The sequence below is a fragment of the Corallococcus sp. CA054B genome, from assembly GCF_003611625.1.
Taxonomy (GTDB): domain Bacteria; phylum Myxococcota; class Myxococcia; order Myxococcales; family Myxococcaceae; genus Corallococcus; species Corallococcus coralloides.
In genome coordinates this window covers 1-23,520 of the sequence record NZ_RAVY01000117.1, presented here as the reverse complement: position 1 = coordinate 23,520, position 23,520 = coordinate 1, and the positions used below count along the sequence as shown (strand labels likewise).

Annotated in this window: 18 protein-coding genes; 4 read left to right on the top strand and 14 right to left on the bottom strand. The window is 68.7% G+C overall.

Annotated features, from left to right (window positions below; all coding sequences use genetic code 11):
• Positions 1-55: 55 nt before the first annotated feature.
• Positions 56-2,524: an OPT family oligopeptide transporter gene (locus tag D7V80_RS25500; RefSeq protein WP_120590644.1), complete on the top strand. Its 2,469-nt coding sequence runs from the start codon at positions 56-58 to the stop codon at positions 2,522-2,524.
• A 48-nt stretch (positions 2,525-2,572) separates the two neighbouring features.
• Here D7V80_RS25500 and D7V80_RS25495 read toward each other — a convergent pair whose 3' ends face one another.
• The gene (locus tag D7V80_RS25495; protein ID WP_120590643.1) at positions 2,573-2,905 is read right to left on the bottom strand and encodes a hypothetical protein; all 333 of its coding nucleotides are present in this window, start codon (positions 2,903-2,905) and stop codon (positions 2,573-2,575) included.
• A 197-nt stretch (positions 2,906-3,102) separates the two neighbouring features.
• Between D7V80_RS25495 and D7V80_RS25490 the strand changes: the two genes are divergently transcribed.
• Both D7V80_RS25490 and D7V80_RS25485 read left to right on the top strand, forming a co-directional pair.
• Positions 3,103-4,869 carry a HEAT repeat domain-containing protein gene (locus tag D7V80_RS25490; RefSeq protein ID WP_120590642.1) on the top strand — a complete coding sequence of 589 codons (1,767 nt, stop codon included), beginning with the start codon at positions 3,103-3,105 and terminating at the stop codon, positions 4,867-4,869.
• Between the two features lie 4 nt (positions 4,870-4,873).
• Positions 4,874-6,184 carry an HD-GYP domain-containing protein gene (locus D7V80_RS25485; RefSeq protein WP_120590641.1) on the top strand — a complete coding sequence of 437 codons (1,311 nt, stop codon included), beginning with the start codon at positions 4,874-4,876 and terminating at the stop codon, positions 6,182-6,184.
• Here the strand turns inward: D7V80_RS25485 and D7V80_RS25480 are convergent.
• The 13 genes from D7V80_RS25480 to D7V80_RS25420 all read right to left on the bottom strand — a co-directional run bounded on the left by D7V80_RS25480 (position 6,165) and on the right by D7V80_RS25420 (position 21,263).
• Positions 6,165-7,175: an RluA family pseudouridine synthase gene (locus tag D7V80_RS25480; protein WP_120590640.1), complete on the bottom strand. Its 1,011-nt coding sequence runs from the start codon at positions 7,173-7,175 to the stop codon at positions 6,165-6,167. The two genes, D7V80_RS25485 and D7V80_RS25480, sit on opposite strands and share 20 nt — an antisense overlap.
• An 11-nt stretch (positions 7,176-7,186) precedes the next feature.
• On the bottom strand, positions 7,187-7,450 hold the full coding sequence (locus tag D7V80_RS25475; protein ID WP_120526362.1) for a hypothetical protein: 264 nt from the start codon (positions 7,448-7,450) through the stop codon (positions 7,187-7,189).
• Positions 7,451-7,527: 77 nt separating this feature from the next.
• A complete protein-coding gene (locus tag D7V80_RS25470) occupies positions 7,528-9,432 on the bottom strand; it encodes a helix-turn-helix domain-containing protein (protein WP_120590639.1) in 1,905 nt (634 codons plus the stop codon).
• Positions 9,429-10,475: a P-loop NTPase gene (locus tag D7V80_RS25465; RefSeq protein ID WP_014396031.1), complete on the bottom strand. Its 1,047-nt coding sequence runs from the start codon at positions 10,473-10,475 to the stop codon at positions 9,429-9,431. The genes D7V80_RS25470 and D7V80_RS25465 overlap by 4 nt, the downstream gene beginning before the upstream one ends.
• A 122-nt stretch (positions 10,476-10,597) precedes the next feature.
• The gene (locus D7V80_RS25460; protein WP_014396030.1) at positions 10,598-11,191 is read right to left on the bottom strand and encodes an HNH endonuclease; all 594 of its coding nucleotides are present in this window, start codon (positions 11,189-11,191) and stop codon (positions 10,598-10,600) included.
• Positions 11,188-12,582 (bottom strand): L-seryl-tRNA(Sec) selenium transferase, encoded by a 1,395-nt coding sequence (gene selA, locus D7V80_RS25455; protein ID WP_120590638.1) that lies wholly within the window; start codon positions 12,580-12,582, stop codon positions 11,188-11,190. The genes D7V80_RS25460 and selA overlap by 4 nt, the downstream gene beginning before the upstream one ends.
• An 84-nt stretch (positions 12,583-12,666) precedes the next feature.
• On the bottom strand, positions 12,667-13,047 hold the full coding sequence (locus D7V80_RS25450) for a VOC family protein (protein WP_120590637.1): 381 nt from the start codon (positions 13,045-13,047) through the stop codon (positions 12,667-12,669).
• Between the two features lie 27 nt (positions 13,048-13,074).
• On the bottom strand, positions 13,075-14,109 hold the full coding sequence (locus tag D7V80_RS25445; protein ID WP_120590636.1) for a serine/threonine-protein kinase: 1,035 nt from the start codon (positions 14,107-14,109) through the stop codon (positions 13,075-13,077).
• 14 nt (positions 14,110-14,123) lie between these two features.
• Entirely contained in the window at positions 14,124-15,272 is a 1,149-nt protein-coding gene (locus D7V80_RS25440) for a hypothetical protein (protein ID WP_120590635.1), read from the bottom strand.
• Between the two features lie 150 nt (positions 15,273-15,422).
• Entirely contained in the window at positions 15,423-16,832 is a 1,410-nt protein-coding gene (locus D7V80_RS25435; protein WP_233585715.1) for a hypothetical protein, read from the bottom strand.
• 214 nt (positions 16,833-17,046) lie between these two features.
• Positions 17,047-17,349: an amino acid permease gene (locus D7V80_RS43495; protein ID WP_147447212.1), complete on the bottom strand. Its 303-nt coding sequence runs from the start codon at positions 17,347-17,349 to the stop codon at positions 17,047-17,049.
• A complete protein-coding gene (locus D7V80_RS25425; RefSeq protein ID WP_158616700.1) occupies positions 17,346-18,392 on the bottom strand; it encodes an APC family permease in 1,047 nt (348 codons plus the stop codon). The genes D7V80_RS43495 and D7V80_RS25425 overlap by 4 nt, the downstream gene beginning before the upstream one ends.
• Before the next feature lie 447 nt (positions 18,393-18,839).
• Positions 18,840-21,263: a transglycosylase SLT domain-containing protein gene (locus D7V80_RS25420; RefSeq protein WP_120590631.1), complete on the bottom strand. Its 2,424-nt coding sequence runs from the start codon at positions 21,261-21,263 to the stop codon at positions 18,840-18,842.
• 110 nt (positions 21,264-21,373) lie between these two features.
• Between D7V80_RS25420 and D7V80_RS25415 the strand changes: the two genes are divergently transcribed.
• Positions 21,374-23,520 (top strand): ATP-binding protein (locus D7V80_RS25415; protein ID WP_120590630.1); only part of this gene is annotated, 2,147 nt, incomplete at its 3' end.

The following is a 23,520-nucleotide window of genomic DNA, read 5'->3' as shown; positions in this document are numbered from 1 at the left end:
CCCGGCGGAGACCCTGCTACAACGGGCCCCCTGATTTCCTGTCAGGAGTGCCTGCTTGTCCCACGGTTCCCCGCCGGTCGTCGATGATCGCGTTCCCCTCGCGGAGGCGCATGGTTCCGCCCCGCATAAGCCCTACGTCCCGCCCGAGCAGTCGCCCGCGGAGCTGACGATCCGCGGTCTGGTGCTCGGGTCGGTGCTGGGCATCGTGTTCGCGGCGTCGTCCGTGTACCTGGCCATCAAGGTCGGCCTCACGGTGTCCGCGTCCATCCCGGTGGCGGTGCTCTCCATCGCCATCTTCCGGGCCCTGGGGCGCTCCAGCATCCTGGAGAACACCATCGTCCAGACGACGGGCTCCGCGGGTGAGTCGCTCGCGTTCGGCGTGGCGGCGGCGCTGCCCGCCTTGCTCATCCTGGGCTACGACATCAGCCTCACGCACGCGTTCCTCACCGCCGCGCTGGGCGGCGTGCTGGGCGTGCTGATGATGATTCCGCTGCGCCAGGGCCTCATCGTCCAGGAGCACGGCAAGCTCACCTACCCGGAGGGCACCGCCAGCGCGGACGTGCTCATCGTCGGCGAGCAGGGCGGCACCAACGCGCGCACGGTCATCCTGGGTTTCATCATCGGCGGCGTCTACAAGTTCGCCTACTCCGGGATGAAGCTCTTCAAGGAGGCCATTGGCACGCCCATCAAGGGGCTCAAGGCCGCGACGCTCTCCACGGAGGTGTCCCCGGAGCTGCTCGGCGTGGGCTACATCATCGGGCCGCGCGTGGCGGGCATCACCTTCGCCGGCGGCGTGCTCAGCTACCTCATCCTCATCCCGATGATCTCCTTCTTCGGCAGCGGCATGGAGACGCCGCTGCTGGTGCACAACGGGATGCTCATCAAGGACATGTCGCCGGATCAGATCCGCAACGCGTACGTGCTCTACATCGGCGCGGGCGCGGTGGCGACGGGCGGCCTCATCAGCCTCATCCGCTCCCTGCCCACCATCGTGGGCGCCTTCAAGCGCAGCGTGGAGACGCTGCGCCAGTCGCGCACGCAGGGCGCCCTGCCCACGGTGCTGCGCACGGATCAGGACCTGCCCATCACGGTGGTGCTGGTGGGCAGCGCGCTGCTCATCCTCGCCATCTGGCTGGCGCCGCCGCTGCACGTGAACTTCATCTCCGCCATCCTCATCGTCATCTTCGGCTTCTTCTTCGTGACGGTGAGCGCGCGCATCACCGGTGAGATCGGCTCTTCCTCCAACCCCATCTCCGGCATGGTGGTGGCCACGCTGCTCGTCACCTGCCTCGTGTACCTGCTGTTCGGCTGGACGTCGTCGTCGGATCGCTTCATGGCGCTCACCACGGCGGCCATCGTGGGCATCGCCGCGTCCAACGGCGGCACCACCGCGCAGGATTTGAAGACGGCGTTCCTCGTGGGCGGCACGCCCAAGAAGCAGCAGATCGCCCTCTTCGTCGGCGTGCTCACCAGCGCCATGTTCATCGGCCTGGTGCTGGTGCTGCTCAACCAGGGCGCCACGGCGGTCATCCCGGAGGCGCACCCGGGCGTGCAGGTGACGGAGCTGACGCAGGAGACGCGCACCCAGCACACCTGGCGCTGGGCGGTGTCCCAGGACGCGCTCACCCAGCGCGGCATGACGCCCGAAAAGCTCAAGCGCTCGCTGTGGGCGGAGCGCCTGGACATGACGCCGGTGGACGGCGGGCTGGAGCTGCGCAGCTGGCGCCCGATGCAGGCCGAGCAGCTGTCCGGCCTCACGCTGGCGCCGGCCAACGGCCCGTCGCTGAAGCTGTCGGACGCGGGCGCCATCACCGCCGGTCCGGACCGCGTCTACAAGGAAGGCTTCGTGCGCGGCGCGGACACGCCCGTGCCCGCCGGCCGCTACCTGGTGGATGACCAGGGCAGCATCCAGTACGTGGTGGACCCGGGCATCGGCGGCCGCATCAGCGAGTACGAGGGCCAGACGCTCACCCGCTACTCCGCGCCCAAGGCGCAGCTGTTCGCGCTCATCATCGACGGCATCCTCACGCAGCGGCTGCCGTGGGACCTGGTGCTGCTGGGCGTCTTCATCGCCCTGATGCTGGAGCTGTGCGGCGTGTCCTCGCTGCCCTTCGCGGTGGGCGTGTACCTGCCCATCAGCAGCAGCGCCCCCATCTTCGTGGGTGGCATGGTGCGCCACTTCGTGGACAAGCTGCGCGGCGGCACCGCGGCGGAGTCCGAGTTCTCCCCCGGCACGCTGATGTCCTCCGGCTACATCGCGGGCGGCTCCATCGCGGGCGTGCTGATTGCCTTCCTTGAAATCGCCAGCGACGGGGCCTGGACGCGCGCCATCAACCTGCCCGCCCTCTTCGGGCATGAAGGCGCGGTGGGCTCCTTCCTCAACGCCGTGGGTGAGAGCGAGCTGGCGCACCCGACGTGGTCCAACGTCTGGGACCTGGCGTTCTTCGCCGTCCTCACCGCGGTGCTGTTCCGCTCGGCCCTCAAGGGCAAGAGCGGCGCGGAAGCCCCGCCGCCGTCGCACTGACGGCCTGAAGCACCCTCCCCGCTTCGTTCCCGGCGGGGAGGTCTTCCGTCAAAGCCCGGGCACCGACGGCGGCACCTCCGTGTCGCCGCCGGCGGCGTCCGCCGACCCCTTCGCGCAGACGTACTCCGCGCGCAGCGGCGTCACGATGCCGAAGGTGAAGGCATAGACGAACGGGCTCCACCACGGCCAGTACACGTCCACCCGGGACAGGCCATGCCGGCACTCCGCCGCGGCCACGTTGGACGTCGTCAGCCCCTCCACCAGGCTCACGCCCGTCTGGGACTCCGGGGCACCGTCGCGCGGCGCCGGACTGCGCACGCTCATGCGGAAGCACCCCGTGAGGGACGCCAGGACCAGGGCGGACGCGGCCAGTCGCTTCATGGACGGGACTCCGGACTGCAAGGGGCCCCTTGCGTAACACACCGGGGCTTCACCGCCAGTCCGCCCCTTGTTGCCCAGGTGTCACGCCAACCCCCTGGATTCTGGGCAGTTCTCGAATTGGGAGCCGGCCCTGGACGGGAGTACACTGAGGTTCCCTCCACCGGGGCCTTCCGCCCCCTCCGGATTCTTCAGGTTTCATGGCACAGCCCCAGAAAGTCACGGACGCGACCGCGGAGCCGGAACAGTCGCCGGAGGTCCGCGAGAAGGTGGAACTGGCGAAGACGTTCGCGTTCCACCTGCTCAAGGGCATCAAGCAGATTGGCATGTACCGCCACAACGAGGCGCGCTTCCCGGAGTTCCTCTCCAAGGCGCTGGAGGCCATCTCCACGTACACGGAGAAGTTCGGGCCGCTCTCGCTGAAGGTGGAGCAGCAGAACTTCATGCTGTACGGCGAGCCGCTCTTCTCGGAAGAGTCGCCGCTCCCCTACAAGTTCTTCCGCGACGGCATCCGCCAGCTCATCTTCCGCCCGGGGCTGCCGCTGGAGGAGCTGGTCACCCTCACGCTCATCGCGCTGTCGGAGCCGGAGCGCGGCGCGGATGACGTGCTCGCGCAGCTGTGGCGCGCGGGCATGCAGCAGGTGGAGTACGTGGTGGTGGAAGGCTTCTCCATGGAGGGAGCCAACGAGGACGAGGTCCAGGTGGAGGTGGACAAGGTGGTGGGCTACCTCTACTCCCGCCTCCAGACGAACTCGGATGACTTCCTGCGCTTCGCGCGCGTGTCCGCGGAGGACCTGGACGCGAAGCTGGACGGCGTGGAGCAGATCCGCGGCCTCGTCGTGGGCGGCCGCCACGCCACGGACGACCTGAAGGCCCGCATCCAGCGTGAGATCACGGAAGAAGAGAACGCGCGCCTCTTCCCCAAGCTGGTGGGCGCGGTGTTCCAGGTGGTGGAAGGCGGCGTGGATGACGCGGCGCTCTTGGAGGAGATCTTCCTGCAGCTGCTGGACATGCTGCTGCTCCAGGACGACTTCGCCACGGTGAACCAGATCGTCCTCAAGCTGCGCGCGCTCTCCCAGCGCGAGGGCGGCGAGGACCTGGGGCGGCTGCTCACCAACTTCCTCCACAAGATGGGCGAGGAGCAGCGCCTCACGCGAATGGGCGAGTCGCTGAAGACGACGCGCACCCGGCAGCCGCAGGACGTGACGCGCTACCTGCAGGCGCTGGGCGTGGACTCCGTGCTGCCGCTGCTCAGCGTGCTGGAGACCATCGAGCTGCCGGAGAACCGCGTGCTCCTGTGCGACGTGCTGGCCACGTTCGCGCGCGACCTGCCGGAGCCCTTCGTCGCGCGCCTGTTGTCGGACCGGCCGCAGACGGTGCGCGACATGGTCTACATCCTGGAGAAGAGCAACCACCCGGAGCGGATCAAGATGTTCGGCCAGGTGATGAAGAGCCCCAACCTGGTGGTGAAGCTGGAGGTCATGCAGATCATCGGGCGGGGCCGCACGGCGGAGGCCCGGCGCATCATCCAGGATGCGCTCACCGACACCGTCTCCCAGGTGCGCATGCTGGCCGCGAAGCTGTTGCCGGAGTTCGACCGCGAGAAGGCCTTCACGGACCTGGTGCGGCAGGTGCGCGACCCGACCTGGGACAAGAAGACGTCCGACGAGAAGCACGCCTTCTACGCGGCCATCGGGGCCACCAACCTGCCCTCAGCGCTGTCCATGATGCAGCAGTTGCTGGCGGTGAAGCCGTCGCTGCTCAACAAGCGGCGGGTGATGGAGGACAAGCTGCTGGCCATCACCGGCCTGGGCGGCGCGGGCTCCATCCAGTCCTACAAGATGTTGCAGGGCGTGGTGGAGGACAAGGCGCAGCCCCTGGAAGTCCTCACCGCGGCCCGCAAGGCGATGTACCAGACGCGCAAGGCCCTGTTCGGGGACTCGGCGCTCCCGGAAGAAGCGAGCTGACACCATGGCCGACAATCTGAAGATCAATCAGACCCAGGACGAGAACCTGGGCGAGTACGGTCGAGAGCACAACGAGAAGCTCCAGAACCTGTCGCGCTCCATGCTCGCGGGCCTCTACATGCTGGTGCGCTCGGTGAAGATGTATGACCCGGAGAACGCGGTTTTTGAAAAGCCGCTCCACCAGCTCCAGGACATCATCAACCAGATCATCGGCAAGGAAGGCCGGCTGGAGCTGACGGGCGTCAAGGACTCGTTCTACCTCAACGGCATGCTGGTGAAGGTGGACCTGAACTCCATCGAGAACCAGCGCTACCTGCTGGCGGAGATGCGCGCCAAGGACGTGGGCGGCATCACGCTGACCAAGCCCGTCACCACGCAGGAGCTGAAGAACTTCGTCTGGATCTTCAGCAAGGAGCAGTCCTCCACCGCGGAGGAGGACGGCCTGCAGGGGCGCAAGCTCCTCAACATGCGCGTGGCGAAGTTCTCCAAGCTGAAGGAGAAGCTGAACAAGGACATGGACACGCCGGGCGACCAGAAGGTCGACCGCAAGAAGTACGCGATGACCGTGTACGCCCGCGCGGTGTTCTTCCTGCAGAAGTACCTGGAGTCCGTGCGCGCGGGGAAGCCCATCGGCTCGTCGCGGGCGCTGCGCCTGGTGCAGGACTTCGTGGACATCTCCTACGATCAGCGCACCCACTTCCTGGGCATGACGACGCAGAAGCGCGAGGAGGACTACCTCGTCTACCACCAGGTGAACGTGGCGCTGATGTGCATCGTGTTCGGCGCGGAACTGGGGCTCACCAAGCCGCAGCTGCGCGACCTGGGCTACATCGCGCTCTTCCACGACGCGGGCATGACGACGCTGCCGGAGGAGCTGGCCACCAAGCGCGGCGCCCTCACCGCGGACGAGAAGACGACGGTGGCCCGCGCGCCGCTCATCAGCGTGCGCAACATCCTGATGGAGAAGGGCTTCAGCCGCTCCACGCTGCTGCGCGTGGTGACGACGTTCGAGCACAAGACGGACTACGGCACCGCGGTGCGGGACGCGCGCGGCAACATCCAGATGATCATCCCCAAGACGAACCTGGGGGTGTACGCGAAGATCATCGCCATCTGCGACGCGTACGACGCGCTCACCTCCCGCAGGCCCTACCGGGACGCGTACGGCCCGGAGGTGGCGCTGATGCTGATGTGGACGGAGATGCGCCAGAAGTTCGACCCGGAGCTGCTGTCCGTCTTCATGCGGGTGATGGCCATCCAGCCCATCAAGGTCCTCTCCCGCCGCCAGCAGCAGCTCAGCGTTTCCGGCCTGTAGCCTTCTTCGCGACGGGCTTCGCCTTCGTGGGAGGCCCCAGGGGAACGCTCGCCTCGCGCAAGCGCGTGAGCGCCTTCTGGAAGTCCTCCGGCAGGGGGGCCTCCAGGTCCAGCGCCTTGTGGGTGCGCGGATGCTCGAAGGCCAGGCGCCACGCGTGCAGCGCCTGGCGGCCCAGCAACTCCTGCGCTTCCGCCACCGCGCCCTTCGCCTTGCGGCCGGCGCCGTAGAGCGCGTCGCACAGGAGCGGGTGCCCGGCCTCCGCCAGGTGGACGCGGATCTGGTGCGTGCGGCCGGTGAGCAGGTCCACCTCCACCAGCGCGGCGCCTTCGAAGGCCTCGCGCACGCGGAACAGGGTGATGGCGGGCTTGCCCTCCTTCACCTTGCCGGTGAACTTCTGGCGGTGGATGGGGTGGCGGCCGTAGAGCGTCTCGATGCGGCCTTCCGCGGGCGGCACGCCGTGCACCAGGGCCAGGTACGTCTTCTGGACCTCGCGCGTCTTGAAGGCCTTCTGGAGCGCCACCAGGGCCTGCTCGTGCTTGGCCACGACGAGGCAGCCGGTGGTGTCCTTGTCCAGGCGGTGGACGATACCGGGGCGCAGCTCGCCGCCCACGCCTGCCAGGTCCTTCACGCGGTGCAGGAGCGCGTTGACGAGCGTGCCGGACGCATGGCCCGCGCCCGGGTGCACCACCATGCCGGCGGCCTTGTCCACGACGACGAGGTCCCGGTCCTCGTGCAGCACGGACACGGGCAGGGCTTCCGCCTGGGGAATCGCGGCGACGGGCGCGGGGACGTGGAGGGCCAGCACCTCGCCTCCGCGCAGACGCTGCGCGGCCTTGGCCGGCTTGCCGTCGGACAGCACGTGGCCGTCCGCGATGAGGCCCTGGAGGCGGGAGCGGGTGAGGTCCGGGAACGCGCGGGCCAGGTACGCATCAAGGCGCTCCCCCCGGGCTTCGGGGAGGGCGCGGTGCTCGCGCGTGTCGGGTGAGGCCACGGCGGGACGCGCTACCAGATCTTCGACTTCACGTGCGCCTTGGAGCGCAGCACGATGTCGTTGATGGCGCGCTCGAAGAAGTTCGCCTGGGTGCTGATCTCCGCGCTCACGCGGCTCTTGTAGAGCGCACGCCCCTCTTCCAGTTCCTCCTTGAGGACCTCGAAAAGGTTGTCCTGCTCGATGCCCTTGATGATCTTCTGCTCGTTGTAGAGCGAAATATCGGAGGCGATCGCGCGGGCCAGTCGCATCGCCTTGACCTTTTCCTCTTCCGTCATCGTGCCTCTACTTAGGCACCCACTCCGTGCGAGTCAACTTTTCCCGTCGCACGGGAGGGGGCTTGGCCGACTCCCCGTCAACGGCCCGACTTGGCGGGTTTCTCGGAGAACAGCGCGAGGTAGCTCTTGGACACACGCAGGGGGTCCAGGCCCAGCTCGCGGGCGAGGTTCATGAGGATGCCGCGCAGGTACACGGTGGTGGGCAGCGCGGTGTAGCGGTCCGCCTCCACGTTCTCCAGGTGACGCACGGAGATGCGGGTACGGTCGGCCAGCTGCTGGATGGTGAGGCCCCGGGCCTCGCGGACGCGGCGGAGCAGTTCGCCGTTGAACTCGGCGTCCGAGGGGATGTCCACGCCCCGGGGACGGGCGTCGCGGACCTTGGCGGCCACCTGGGCCAGCGCGGACTCGGCGGTGGCGATGGCGGAGTCCTGAGCCAGGACCTGGGCGTCCCCGAGCTTGCGGACCGTGGGGCCCTTCACGGTCCCCGGCCCCGTGGGGCCGTTCTGGGGCGGACGCGAGTCGATGGGGCGCGACGTCAAGGGCCGAACGGCGGAGCGGGAGGCCCCGGTGGCCGGGATCCGGGCCAGCGCGGTGGTGCTGGAGTCCAGGGCCGGAGCGTCCGGGGCGGGGTTCGGATCCGACTCGCCCTGGGTGGTCGTCACGGCCGCCGCGGCCGGGGCGGGCTCGGTGCTGGGGGGCACGGCTCCGGCCTCGGGGGCCTGGGCCGCGGCAACGGACGTGGCACCGGCTTCCGGCTCGGGCGTCGCGGCTAGCGCTTCGGGACCGGGCGTCGCGGCTACCGGCGCGGCACTCGTTTCCGCCGCGGCGGGCGTAGCGCTGGTTTCAGGGGTGGGCGCCGAGGCTACCGGCGCGGGCGCCGAGGCGAGCGTGGCGCTGGTTTCAGGGGCGGGCGTCGCGGCTACCGGCGCTGGCGTCGCGGCTACCGGCGCCGAGGCGGGCGTGGCGCTGGCGTCCTGCACGGGCGTCGCGGCTACCGGCGCGGCGGGGGTAGCGCTGGCTTCTGGCGCTGACGTCGCGGCGGGCGTGGCATTGGCTTCGAGCGCAGGCGTCGCGGCCACCGTACGGGGGTCCGTCGCGGGCTGGGGAGCCGGGACTTCTGTCGCCGTGGAGGCTACAGGGGCCTTGAGGGCGTCCACGCGGTCCGCCGAGACCGGGGGCTCGGCAGCGGATCCGGCAGGCGACGGGACTTCCGCAGGGGACGCGACCGCCTTGGCAGGGGCCTCGACAGGGCTGGACGCCTGCGCCTCCACGGCGACGGTGGACTTCGCGTCCACGGCGGGGGCCGGCGCTTCGATGGCTCCCCTGCCCTGGCCGCGCAGCGGATTCGCGGGGACGTAGACGAACGACAGGCTCCGGGTGAATGAGGCACGGAAGGCCTCCACCACCGCCACGCCTCCTACCATCACCGGCTCGGAGGGCACGCCTGGAGCGTCCATCCCCGAGGACTCCTGCCGCTTCGACTCCTCACCCCGCATCCGCTCCTCGCTCTTTCCAGGCGGCCCGCTCGCGCGAGGCGCCTCCCCTTCATTGTCGTTCACGGACGCCGCGGCCTTCAGTCGCGACTCCGCCTCCAGCCTTTCGGCATCCACCGCACCCGCGGCCTTCGCCAGCGCCGCAGCCGCGGTGGCCAGAGCCTCCGCGACACGCGCGGCCGAGTCCACCTTGTCCGCGGCCTCCGCCGCCTCCGCCGTCGCGGCAGCCTTCGCGAGCCGCTCCGTGGACAGCCCGATGGAGCGGTCATACTCGACGCGCAGGTCCGCGTCGGTGAGCATCTCCATCGCTTCGTTCATCCGTTCACGCAGCGCTTCCACCTGATCCGGATCCCCCAGCGCGTACACCGCGATGGAATCCGGCGAATACAGCTCCATCAGGCGCTGGTGGGCCGCACGGATCTCCGCGTCGGTCGCCGTGGGCGGCACCTCCAGGAGTTCGTAATAGGTCTGCTGCGCGAAGGGCTTCATGGGATGGCGGACTCGGGGGAAAGGCCGTCGAGCGTCAGGATGCGAGCGGCGATGCGCTGGAGTCCCTGGGACACGGGCGAGTCGGGCCGCTCGAGGAGCACCGGCTTGCGTTTGCGCACCGCGCGCCACGCTTCATCGTCGTGGCGCAGGGCGCCCAGGTCATCCATGTCGATGCCGAAGAACTTCTTCCACGCGGACACCATCGCGGAGCCGACCTTCTCATCCGCGTCCGTGCGCGCCTGGTTCACGACGAGCCGCACGTGGAACGCCGCCAGCTCGCGCTCCAGCCGCTCCGCGTCCGAAGGGGCCTTGCGCCGCACCTGCGCGACGATGTCGTGGAGCGTCCGCAGGCCGCCCTCGCGGGTGGACAGCGCGCCCTCGACCATGTCCTGGATGCCGTAGCGCGCCTCCGTCTGCTGGAGCTTGCGGAAGAAGGCCGCCTTGACGAAGCGGTACGCGTTCTCCACGGACGTGGGCTCCGGCAGCACGACGAGCAGGCCGTGGTCCGCGATGAGGAAGAAGTCGAGCGTGTTGAAGCTGGTGCCCGCGCCCAGGTCCAGGATGAGGTAGTCCGCCGTCGTCTGGGACAGCAGCGTCCGCAGGAGCTTCTGCTTCTGCGCGTACTTGAGGTTCGCCGCGTCCAGCGAGTCCTGCGCGCCGGCGATCAGCGACAGCCCGGGCACGCCGGTGCCGACCATCACCTCTTCGAGGTTCGCCTTCCCGCGCCGCAGGAAGTCCGACAGCGTGGACTCCGGAGGCCCCACGCCCAGGCAGGTGTGCAGGTTGGCGCCGCCCAGGTCGGCGTCCACGAGCAGCACCTTCTGGCCTGCCTGCGCGAGCGCGACGCCCAGGTTGGCGGACACCATCGACTTGCCGATGCCGCCCTTGCCGCCGCCCACCGCGATGATCCGCGCCGCGCGGGAACGCCGAGCGAGGCCCGCGGGTCCCGAGGGCGACACGTCATTGCCTGCACGCGGCGAGGTGCCAGCCAGTGAGGCGGGAGCGGATGGAGGCAAGGGGGCGGGCTTCACGAAGGCTCGCATCAAAGCCCGTCCTACCGCCCGAGTCGACACCCCGCCATTTCACGGCCGGCCCTGAAGCGCCCGGAGCCCGCGCCCCGGCGCCCGGAGGCTCGGGGGGCAGGCGGCCGGGGAGCCGTTCGCTGTCACTCGTCGAGCAGCTCGACGTTCCAGTACGACACGTCCGCGAGGTGCAGGAACGGCAGCCACTCACGGTAGGTGATTTTACGGATGGCGCCGCGGAACAGCGGCGTCCAGCGCGGTCGCACGGGCTTCTTGAGCAGCCGCATCCCGGCCTGTTCCGGAGTGCGCCCACCCTTCTTCAGGTTGCAGGGCACGCAGGAGCACACGACGTTCTCCCACGTCGTCTTGCCGCCCTGGGTGCGCGGGCTGACGTGGTCCAGGTTGAGCTCGCTGCGGGGCAGCTGCTTCGCGCAGTACTGGCAGGTGTCGTTGTCGCGCGCGTAGATGTTGAGGCGCGAGAAGCGCACCTTGGCGCGCGGCAGGTGGTCATACGCACCGAGCACGAGGACGCGCGGCACGCGGATGGTGCGGTCGATGGTGGTGATGCTGTCCTGGGTGGCGCTGAGGGCGGCCCAGTCCTCGAACTCATACAACCGGTACTGCTCGTCGATGGCTTTGGCGACGCCCTGATACAGCAGGGAAAAAGCCCGTTTGACTGACGTCACGTGAACCGGTTGGTAGTACCGGTTTAAAACGAGCACGGCGCTGTTGATCATGGCTGGCTTCCCGAACGGGCGGCCGCTACAGCCTGCGCGACCAGCCCCAGGTCCTCCTCTGAGAGACACCGGACGTCGAGAACCACCTCGTCATCCGCAATCCTGCCAATAACCGGCACCTCGGCTTCGCGCAGACGTTCCAGGAATACTTTCGGCGCTTCTACGGTGAGGCTGCAAGCGAAGGAAGGCAACCGGGACAGCGGCATGGCACCTCCACCCACCTGTCCATCCACGGACACGACACGGCCCTCCACGCCGCGTGCCGCGAGGAGGGCCGCCAGGCGTTCGGCACGGGACTGCAACAAAGCCGGTTGCTGGGTGAGCAGGCTTTGGGTGGGGACCGCGTCCGCGCGGCCATCCCGGTACAGCTCCAGCGTCGCCTCCAGGGCCGCGACCGTCATCTTGTCGACACGCAGCGCACGTGTGAGCGGGTGGGATTTGATGCGCTGGAGCAGGTCCGCCCGGCCGACGATGACGCCTGCCTGGGGACCGCCGAGGAGCTTGTCGCCGGAGAAGGCAACGACGTCCGCGCCATCCCGGATGGCCTGGCCCACGGTGGGCTCCGGGGTGAGCCCCGGGCCGGACAGCGGCACGAGCGCGCCGGAGCCCAGGTCCTGGAACACAGGTACGCCACGGGAGCGTCCCAGTTCGGTGAGTTCCGCGAGGGCGGCCTCTTCCGTGAAGCCGACAAGCGCGAAGTTGGAGCGGTGGACCTTCACGATGAGGCCGGTGTCCGGGCTCAGTGCGTTGGCGTAGTCCGCGCGGCGGGTGCGGTTGGTGGTGCCTACTTCGACGAGCTTCGCGCCGGACTGACGCATGACGTCCGGGATGCGGAAGCCCCCGCCAATTTCGACGAGCTCGCCACGGGACACGACACACTCACGGCCGGAGGCAAGCGCCGCGAGGACAAGCAGCACGGCGCCCGCGCAGTTGTTGACGACGATGGCATCCTCCGCGCCGGTGAGCGTGCGCAGGAGGTCGATGAGCGGCGCGTAGCGGCTGCCGCGTTCGCCTTCGTCCAGGTCATATTCGAGGTTGGAGTAGCCCCGGGCCACGGCGACGACACGCTCCACGGCTTCGGGAGCCAGCGGTGCGCGGCCCAGGTTCGTGTGGAGCACGACGCCGGTGGCGTTGATCACGCGCCGGAGGTTCGGCGTGGCCAGCGACGCGAGCGCCGCCTCCACGTCCGCGTCCTCGAAGGGGCGCAGGTCACCGGCGAGCAGCCGGGAGCGCACGCGTTCGACGGCGAGACGCAGGGCCGCGACCGCGCGGGCATGGGGAAGGTTCGCGAGCCGGGACTCCAGCGACGGCCGTCGCAGGAGTTGTTCGATGGAGGGAAGACCGCGAAGCAGTGCGTTCTTGCCATCCGGGGAGTTCGAGGCAGCGCCCATGCCCTGGGATTCTACTCCCCAGACTTGCGACGAGAAGAGCCGTCACTCAACCGTCGCAGGAGCACAATCCCAGACAGTGAAACGTCACCAGCCGCCGTACGGCACGGTGATGGCCTCCATGTAGTGGCCGTTGGGGTCCTGGAAGTAGACCCCACGGCCTCCGTCATGGGTGTTGATCTGATTCTCATGCTGGCCGCGCGGGTCGGCCCAGTGCTGGATCTTCCGGTCGCGGATCTTCGCGATCAACGAATCGAAGACCTCCTCCGTCACCAGGAACGCGTAGTGCTGCCCGTGGATCGCGTCCTGGGTGGTGACGTAGTCGAGCGACGCGCCGTCCGTCAGCTTCACCACCTGGAAGTGCCCGAAGGGCGTGGGCTCCGGCAGCCCGAGCAGCTCCGCGAGGAATTGCGCGGATGCGACCTTGTCCTTCGCGTGGATGATCGTGTGGTTGAATTTGACAGACATGGAGGCCCCCCTGCGGAAAGGAGCCTCCTATAACGCGCGCCTCTGCTGGAGTGCCAGCGGCCACAGCTTCGCCAGTTCAGCGCGCAGCACCGTGGCGCTCGCGTAACGCTCCTCGGGCTGCTTCCGCATCAGCTTGAGGACGACCTGCTCGAAAGCTTCCGGCAGGTCTGGACGCCGCTTCCTGGGAGGAACCGGCTGCTCCTGCACGTGCATCAGCATCAGCGGCACCGGCTGCGCGTGACGGAACGGCAGCTGCCCGGTCAGCAGCTCATAGGCCACCACTCCCAAGGCGTACAGGTCCGTGGCCGGGGACACCTCCGCCCCCTTCACCTGCTCTGGCGCCATGTACTCGGGCGTCCCCAGCGTCGCGCCCTGCGCCGTGTTGCCCATCACATGCGCGCTCTTCGCGAGCCCGAAATCCATCAGCTTCAGCACGCCCGTGCGCGTGATGAACAGGTTCCCCGGCTTCACGTCCCGGTGCAGCACCCCGCGCGCGTGCGCGTGCTCCAGCGCCACCGTGGCGTGCGTCAGCCACCGCAACGCATTGGCCAGCGTGGAGCGCCCCTCCAGCATCACCTGCCGCAGATCCCTCCCCTCCAGCAGCTCCACCGTCAGGTAGTGCCGGTCCCCATCCGAGCCCACGTCGAACACATGCAGGATGTTCACGTGCTCCAGCGCCCGGGCGTGATCCACCTCCTGGCGGAAGCGCGTCACCATCGCCTCGTCGGCGTACGGCACCGCCAGCACCTTCAGCGCCACACGCTGGTGCTTCTTCACGTCCAGCGCCTGGTACACCGCCGACGTGCCGCCCACGCCCAGCCACTTCTCCACCCGGTAGCGTCCCGCCACCACCTGCCCGGGGACAAGGCCCTGGCTCGCGGGCGCGGGAGGCCGGGGCGTCACCGCCCCCTGGAGCAACGTCCCCCCCGGAGACACGGGCGTCCGCACCTGCGGCAGCGTCGGCTCGGACCCGTCCTCGGCCACGGCGTTGCCCGGCCGCGCGTTCAGCGCCTCCGGGCCCAGGTAGGTCAATCCTCCGCTGTCACGGTCCTTGGAATGCACCCTTCCCTCCCCTCTCACGACTCCAGCAGTGAGACGGGGGCCGGCGCACCCGCGCCTTCGAGGTCCAGGTGCGGCGTGGGCAGGTTGTACTCCGCGGCAGCGAGCGTGGCCTCCACCATGATGGGGCCCGAAATCTCCGAGGGCTCGCCCTGGCAGAGCACCTCCACCACGTGCTCCAGAGTCCACTTGCCCATGCGGCCCACCTCCAGCCGCGGGCCGTTGAACTTCGCCGTGTCAGACAGCGCGTCGCTCGCGGTGAGCTTCGCCTCCACCGAATCGCCCAGGTAGCCGCGCGCCAGGTTCAGCACCCGGTCAATCACCGCGTTCCAGGCCTGCAGGTGCGTGCGGTCCTGCGCCTCGTCGATGATGTCCAGGCCGACCTGCAGCCGCTCCATTCGCTCCAGGAACTGCTGCACCAGCTTGCCCCGGATGATGCGGCCGTGCTGCGGGGCGATTATCTCCACCGCGGGCGTGAGCTTCCGGATGGCCGCCACCGCGCGCACCAGCGCCGAGTTCACCGGCATGTAGATCTGGTGGAACGCCCGGATGCCATTCCAGTCGGACTCGTCCGCCCACAGGCCCTGCGCCTTGCTGTCCGTGAGGCCTCCGAAGAGGTCCCCCGTGAAGAGCACCCGCGTCTGCGGGTCGTAGAGCATCACCGCGCCCCGGAAGTGGCAGAACGGCGACGGCACCGGCAACAGCTTGTGCCCCGTGGGCACGCTCAGCCCCTGAGAGAACTTTTCCGTCGGGATGAAGCGGTTTCGCGGCAGGTTGAAGTGGACGATGAGCCGCCAGGTGTCCTCGGAGCACAGGATGCTCGCGCGCGGCGAGTAGCGCGCCGAGATGATGCTCGCGGACGAACCCACGTCCGGATCCTGGTGGTTGATGAAGAGCGCCGACAGCCGGTCCATCCCCCCAATCAGCGACACCACCTTCGTGTGGATGGTGGAGAAGTCGCTGCTCGACCCGGGGTCGATGAGGAGGTTGAACTCGGCGGGTTTCGCCGTCCGTGGGTCCGTGCCCCGAAAGCGGCGCAGGAACGGGTTCGCGAAGAAGATGCCGCCGGGCTCGCGCTTCCCGACCCAGAAGGTCTCGGGAGCGATCTCCACGGCGGTGCGGTTGAGGTCTATTTGTTGGGGACTGGGGGCGCTGGGCTGGCTCATGGCGTGTTTCCTTCACGCAAACGAGGGGGGGTGGGACTGCTCCTCAATCCTACCAGTCCCACTCCGGTCACGGGATTATTCCAGTGCGCCTGCATGTGTGGGCATGAGCGCCGCTTCTCGCTCTGCCCCCACCCGGCAATCAGGACCAATTCAGTACTCGCCTGACTCCTTGCCCGGCCGGTCGTCGAAGAGCTGCACCCAGCGTCCGTCAAATCCGCCGTTCTGCGGCAGGTACCACCCGCCCTGCAGCCAGAAGCCCTGCTCTCGCCCGTCCGTGTCGTCCGTCACGCCCGAGTGCACGAAGTAGTCGTGTTGCCACCAGTATGAGTTCACGGAGGCCGGGTAGCCGCTGGCGCTCATGCGCGTCTGCCCCCGCGAGTCCACCACCGTGCCCGCCCACGACTTGTCGTGGAACTCGCTGGACCCGCCGCCGCCCGTGTCGGACGCCTTGTCGTTCAGCTCGAACGTGCCGAAGAACCACTTCTTCGACGGGTAGCCCTCGCGGTCGTCCTGTCCTTCGATGTCACGCGTCTTGGAGAAGAAGCGCTGCAGCCCCACGCTCACCTCCGCCTGCCCCGCCTCGTTCACCACCGGGCTCTCCAGGAAGAAGAACTGAGACGCGTCCGGCAGCCAGTGCGTCGCATAGCCCCCGTGCTCCCAGTGCGTGGGGAGGATGTCCGCCAGGTCCTGCAGCTCGTACGTGACGCGCTTCACCGCGGGCCAACTGGCCGAAGACCCGTTGTCATAGCGGCTGGCCTGCGCGTCCGCCGTCGAGTACCGCACCGGCTGTGCGTTGAACGCCGCCACCGCCGCCCCGTCGTCCTCCGGCACGAAGACGAAGTGCAGCTTCTTGCGCCCGTCGTCGTTGTTCACGTCCGCCTCCGCCTTCCCCCCGGACGCCATCCGGCCCGCGAAGAACGAATACGGGTCCGTCACGAAGCGCAGCTCCTGTCCGTGCGGCGCCAGCAGCTTGTCGGACCACTCCGCCTGCCAGATGAGCAGGTGGCTGCCCGAGCCCGTCTGCATGAACTGGAGGTCGCCGCTGCCCGCCCGGCGCACCACGTTGCGCTTGTGCTGCGTCACCACCGCGTACGCCACGGTCTCGCCGCTGCCCGGGTTGCCCACCACATTCTTCACTTGCAGCTCGACGCGTTCCCAGTCGTGCAGCTGCCAGTTGCCCGCCGCGTTCTTATCCAGCGCGTGATACAGGTGATACACGAGGGTGAGGTTCTTCCCCCCGTCCATGTACTCAATCAGCGACGTGTACAGCGTCGGCCGGATGCGCCACCTGTCGAACGCGCTGGGTCCCGTGCGCGACGCGTCCACGTACTGGTTGATCTGCTTCCAGTGCAGCTTGTTGTTGGAGAAGTCCCCGTCCTGGTCGAAGTCGAAGTTCGTCAGCCAGTCGTAGCCGTGCTTGTTGTCGTTCGCGTTCGCGCGCTTGAAGATGACCGGCGCGTAGTAGCGCAGGAACGCCTGCCGCTGCGCGTTCGTCAGCGACCAGGCCTGCGCCTCCGCTTCAGCCGGAAGACACAGGCCCACCAGGGTGAACACCGCCACGGCGAGGGGAGCGATTCTCGTTCGGAGGGGGAGCATGGCCGCTGACGAAACCACGGCCCGCACCCACAAGAAAGTCTCGAATTCAGGCTTCAGCCAGGATTACGCACTATTGAAATCAGCCAGAGCAGGCCCTCACGGAGCCCGTACGCGCGCCCCCTGCGCGTGAATGCGCGGCGCGAGGAGCGACCGGGCAGGCGTCTTGTTTCAGAGGGGGCTACGGACTCGGCTGCCGCCACTCGGGCTTTCGGCGTGCGTAGATCACGAAGGGCACGGCGCCCAGGGCGAAGACCAGTCCTCCCAGTCGCGCCACATAGGCGATGGGTTGTTCCACCTTGAGTTGCTTGGGCGGCACGAAGCCCACGATGAAGGCCAGGGTGCAAGACACGATTCCCACCCAGCCGAGCAGGGGCAGCGCGGGCGCCCGGTAGCCTCGTGGGATTTCAGGGCGCGTGCGACGCAGCTTCAACGCCGACACGAACAGCAACCCATACATGGGGATGTAGAGCTGCGTCGTCATGGCGTCGAGCGCCAATAGACCTGATTGACGTCCTTCGCGACGAAGAACGCCAGGGCGAGCAGCGTCACCAGCACTGTTTGCGTCGCCAGGAGCGCCGTGGGAGTGCCATGGCGGTTGGTGCGCTGGAAGAGCGGCGGCAGCAAGCCCTTGCGCCCCACCAGCAAGAGGCTGTGGTTGGGGCCCAGCATCCAGGTGAGCACCGTGCCCAGCGTGGCGAGCAGGAACAGCAGCGCGAAGACCGAGGCCACCCGCTTCAAGCCGTACACGTCCAGGTATGTCTCGAAGGCCTGGATGAGTCCCGCGCTCAAGTCCAGTTGCTTGCTCTGGACGGCCACGGCGACGCCCAGCGTGGAGAACACGAAGATGAGCGTGGCGAGCAGCGCCATCAGCACCATGGCCTTCGGATAGCCACGGCGCGCGTCCTTCATCTCCCGGACATGCACCGCGCTCACCTCCACGCCACTGTATGCGAGGAAGTTGCCCACCACGAGCACCAGCCCGCCGATGCCGGACCACGGCGGCAGGAAGTGGCTCGCCTCCAGCGGCGTGGCCGATGCGTGGCCGCCGAGGAGGTACGCCACCGCCAGCACCGTCAATAGCACCGTGGGTATCACGATGCCGAGCACCACGCTCCACACGGAGAAGCGCGAGGCGTGGCCCACGCCGTGCAGGGCCACCGCCGCGCACAGGCCGAAGCCCGCCAGCACGAAGATGCCATTGAAGGGGCCGTTGCGCGCGAGAGTCGGCGACACGAAGTACGCGAGGTTGCCTGCGGCGAAGGACAACAGCAGGGGATAGAAGATGATGTTCTGCGCCCACTGCTGCCACACGGCGCAGAACGCCCACTTCTCACCCAGTGCTTCGTGCACCCACGTGAAGACGCCTCCGGACCAGGTGCTGCCCAACTCGGCGGCGATGAAGGCCGCGGGCAGCAGGAAGACCAGCGCGGGAAGGATGTACAGCACCACCGAACCCAACCCGTACTCGGACATCGCCGCGACGTTGGTCAGGTTGATAACGGCCGAGGCCGACAACAGCCCCATCGCGGGCCAGTCCATTCCCCGGCCAGGAGCGCTCGCTGGATGCGCAGGAGACGGCATGGGCATGTCGGGCCACCTTTCACCCGGGAGTTTTCAATGACGCCGCCGTGCGGCAATGGCGCGACCTCGCCAGCCGTACGCAAGTCAAAGCTCGTCCCATCGCCATGAGATGCGCAGAGCGGTCCCTCGCACTCCCAGCCGTCCCAAGTGTTGGCTGTCACTCCTCTCTCCGCGCCACCGACGGCGCTCGAATTGAAGCAGGAGGAAGCGGCGCGGGAGCTGGGGCTATCCCTGGGAGGCCCGAGCGCCATTGGCTCCCTGGCCAGGGGGCCCTTCGTCAGGAACGGTGGTGGCCATGACAAGAGCGGGTGCGCGCTGACGGTTCAAGCGGTGGGTTCACGCCCAGCCACGCGCGGCGAGGCGGGCAATCCGATGACCGCCCCTCCCGTGTCAACGCGATGCGCTGGGCATCACCGGCACCTTCGGCACGCGGCCGTAGAGCAGCTGGTAGGTGTTGTAGGAGCGCAGCACGCGCTTGATGTAGCCGCGCGTCTCCGCGATGGGGATCTCCTCCACCCACGCATCCAGCGCCAGATCCGGCTTGGCCGAGCGCCAGCGGTTCACCGCGCCGGAGCCCGCGTTGTAGCTGCCCACCGCGTAGGGTGTGTGGCCCTTGAACTGCTTGATGAGGCCGCCCAGGTAGTGCGCGCCGAAGCGGATGTTCAGCTCCGGCTGGAGCAGCGAGTCCACGGTGAACTTCTTGATGTTGAGCTCGCGCGCCACGCCCTTCGCCGTGGAGGGCATCAGCTGCGTGAGCCCCATCGCGCCGGCCCAGGACAGGGCCTTGGGATCCAGCGCGCTCTCCTCGCGCATCAGCGCCTGGAGCAGGTCCGGCTCCACGCCCGCGGGCGCGGTGTGCTTCTCAATCAGGTCGCGGAACGCGTTGGGATAGGCCACCTCCCACACGGGCCGCGTCTGAGGGGTGATGCGCCCGCTCAGGTCCTTGCGCAGCGCGAGCCGCGCGATGGCGTGCGCCGACCGCGCGTCGCCGGACTGCGACAGCACCATCACCAACAGCCGCATGGACTCCGGCGGCTGGTTGGCGCGGTTCACCAGCATCAGCTCCGACGGCACGGAGTCCGCGAAGCCCAGCCGCAACAGCTCCACGCCCGCGCGGAAGTGGGGGTCGTCCCCCATGGGGCCCGCGAACATCGGCCAGGGGCTGGCGGCCTCCGGCACGTCGAAGATGGACGCGGACACGGCCTCCAGCCGCTTCGGGTCCAGTTCGCCCAGCTTCGAGCGCGCCATCAGGCCGTAGTACGTGGCCGGGTGCTCCACCGCGAGCTTCTCCATCAGCTCCGCGGCGCCCTGGATGTTGCCGCGCTCCTCCAGCGTGCGCGCCCGCCAGTAGCGCGCGCGCTCCACGTCGTAGGACTCGTCCGCGTTGGCGAACTGCTCCTCGATGCGGTCCAGGAAGGAGAAGCCCCCGTCCTCCACCTTCGACGTGCGCGCCACCCAGAAGGCCTTGAACAGCGCCTCGCCCAGGAAGTCGCCCTTGGGGTAGAGCCGCGCGACCTCGTCCAGGCGCGCCATGGCCTCCTTGGGGCGGTTCGTCTTCACGTACAGGTCGGCCGCGTAGAAGAGCGCGTCGTCCGCGAACGAGTGGTCCGGGAACTCCTTCGCCAGCCGCTCGTAGGTGTCCGGGCCGCGCTGCTGATCCACGATGGAGCGCGACGAGCCCAGCACGTACATGGCGCGGGGCAAGAGGTCGCGGTCCTTGCACTGCTCCACCACCGGCGTGAGGACCTGGATGGCGGCGGTGTGCTGGCGCTCCTTGCGCTGCCCCTTGCCGAACGCGAAGTGCGCGCGGCACGCGAGCGCGTCCGGCAGCTTCAGCGTCTTGAGCATCGGCTCCAGGATGGCCATGCCCTGCTTGTTGCGGTGCGCTTCGATGAGCGCCTCCGCGCGGCCCACCTTGGCGTCCACGGGCGGCGTCTGCCCCTTGAGGCGCTTCTCCACCTGCTTGACGATGGGCGACAGCGGCTGGGCGGCCCACAGCTTCCACAGCGCGGCCTTCTCCGCCGCCTTGTCCTTCTTCTCCACCGCCAGGTCCGCCGTGGCGATGAGCGCCTCCGCGCCCACGTTGCGGCCCCAGCCCGTCATCATGCGCTGGGTGAGCGGCGTCAGCGCCTCCATGGCGCCGTCGTAGTCCTTCTTCTTGCGCAGCACGCGCGCCAGGCCCAGGCGCGCGTCCACGTACATGCGCGAGCCTTCCGGCACCTGCTTGAAGCTGGCCGCCGCGTCCTCCAGCCGGCCCTGGGACTCCAGCGCCACGCCCGCGTGCGTGAGGCAGCGGTCCTTCAGCGCCGGGTAGTCGTTGGCGAGCGCCGCCATCTCCGCCGCAGCCGCCTTGTCGTCCCCGGCCCGCACCGCGGACAGCGCGCGCAGGTAGCGCACCGGCGGGCTGTCCCCTTCGGCCTCCAGCAGCGCGCGCGCCTTGGTGTACTGGCCCTTGTCGAACGCGTCCTTCGCGTCCTTCTTCTTGCCGTCCGCGAAGTACGGCGTCAGGTCCTCCAGCCCGTAGCGGCGCCCGCGGTGCACCACCGGCGTGGGCGGCACGAGCCCCGGGAAGGCCGGGTTGAACACCTGCACGTAGCCCACCGGCAACGGCGCCTTGTCCGCGTCCGGCGGCGGCGTCAGCTGCGCCTCCGACGGCGCGTTGTCCGTGCGCGTCGTGGGGGCCTGATCCGTGTCGTCGGAGGGAGCCGGAGCCGTGGCGGCCGGCGTCACCGGAGCCACGGCGGGGGCGGGAGCCTGCGCGGACAGCAGCGCCGCGGAGGCGAGGAGGGCGAGATGCTGGAGGGACACTTTCATTCGCGGGGGCCTCGGGGACCCTGGGAGATGCGCTCGGGCACGCCCGAGGACAACTGGGGGTGGTTGGAAAATTTCCACCCCCTGACAGAGGTTAGACTGTCCGCCTGCACATGGATATCCGCACACAAAGCGCACTGCTCGCTTCCATCATCGGTCTGGCGCTGGGCGTGTCCATGTTGTTGCGCCCCGGACGGCCCCGGGTCCTCACGCTCTACTCCGTCTTCACCCTGACGGTCGCCGGGTATTACCTCAGCCTCTTCTTCCACAGCATCTTCCCCTCCCACGACTACCCCTGGGTGTCGCGCATCGCCCTCGGGGCGACGGTGCTCGTCGTCTCCCTGGTGCCCGGGGCAGCGGTCGCCTTCTTCCTCGAGTTCCTGGGGGTCAGCAAGGGAGCCCATCAGGTCGGCCGGCGGCTCGCCCTCCTGTCCGGCGTGCTGGGTCTGACCGTCGCCGTTACACCCTTGGCGGACAAACCTTGGGCCCGTCTGGCGCTGGGCGCCTGGGTGCTGGTCACGTTGTTCACTTCCGTGTCCTTGCTGGTGCACCGGGTGCGCACGACGGAGTCGCGCATCGAGCAGTTCCGGCTGGCGTACCTGGCCATTGGCGCGGGCGCGGCGGTGCTGTTCAACGGGTTGGACTTCCTGTCGCGCAACGACATCCCGTTCCCCACGCTGGGTCCGGTCTTCGCGACGCTCTACCTGTTCTTCCTCGCGCAGACGCTGCTGCGGCTGCGGCTGATGGACCTGCACGAGCTCCTGGGGAAGATCGCCTCGCAGACGGTGCTGGCCATCATCCTGGCGTCGGTGTTCACGGTGTTGACGGCGTGGGTGGACGAGAACACGTCGCTCTTCGTCTTCAACACGGTGGTGGCCGCGTTCGTCATCCTCATCCTGTTGGATCCGCTGCGCACCAAGGTGGAGGAGATGGTGGTGCGCATCTTCTTCCGCGAGCGCTTCGCGCTGCTGGGCACGCTGAGCACCCTGCGCGTGCGCATGGCGTCCGTCATCGAAATCTCCGAACTGGCGAACGTGGTGCTGGACGCGCTGCACGAGACGGGACGCGTGACGCACGCGTCGGTGTACCTGATGGCGGAGGACCGGCCGGGCTACCGGCTCCTGGACTCGCGAGGCCCGCTGCCGGTGGCGCTCCTGGACACTGCGGCCGCGCGCGGCGTGCTCTTCGCGGTGGCCAGCGGGCAGAAGGCGGTGCTGTTGGAGAACATCGAGCGGCGCATCTCCGTGATGCGGGTGCAGGCGGTGGAGGGCAAGCGCTTCCGCGACGAATTGAAGCGGCTCAACGACACGCGCGCCGCGCTGCTCCAGATGAAGGCCGGCATCAGCGTGCCGCTGATGGGCAACGACCGTGTCATCGGCTTCCTGAACCTGTGGGACGAACGGGTGCCGGAGGCGTACGCGTCGGATGAAATCGCGCTCATCCTGGAGGTCTCCGAGCGGATGGCGACGGTGCTGGAGAACTCCAAGCTGTACGAGAAGATCCGCGAGCGGGACCGTCTGGCGGCGCTGGGTGAGATGGCGGCGGGCCTGGCGCACGAAATCCGCAACCCGCTGGGCGCCATCAAGGGCGCGGCGCAGTGCCTGGACCCGCGGAAGCTGCCGGGCGAGGACGGCGAGTTCCTGGACGTCATCGTCGAGGAGGTGAACCGGCTCAACGGCGTGGTGACGGCGTTCCTGGATTACTCGCGCCCGCTGAAGCAGAACTTCGGGCCCACCGACCTCAACGAGGTGGTGACGCGCACGATGCGGCTCATCCAGAACGACATGCCGCCCACGGCGGAGCTGGCGGTGGAGCTGGACCTGCGCCTGCCGCGCGCGGAGGGCGACGCGGAGCAGCTCAAGCAGGTGCTGATCAACCTGGTGCAGAACGCGGTGCAGGCGCTGGGGCCGCAGCCGGGCCGCATCACGGTGCGCACGGAGAAGCCGGAGCGCTTCGGCGACCTGCGCAGCGCGGGCAGCGAGTTCGTGGAGGTGCGCGTCTCCGACACCGGGCCGGGCATTCCGGCGGATCAACAGCCGCACATCTTCGTGCCCTTCTTCACGACGAAGCAGAAGGGCACGGGCCTGGGGCTCGCCATCTGCCAGCGCATCGTGAAGAACCACGGCGGCAGCATCAGCGTGCAGAGCAAGGTGGGCGAAGGCACCGCGTTCATCATCCGCCTGCCGGCCCTGCCCTCCGAGCAGGTGGAAGGCGCGCTGCCGGATGGCACGCCCGCGCCGCCCACGCGCCCCTCCCAGCC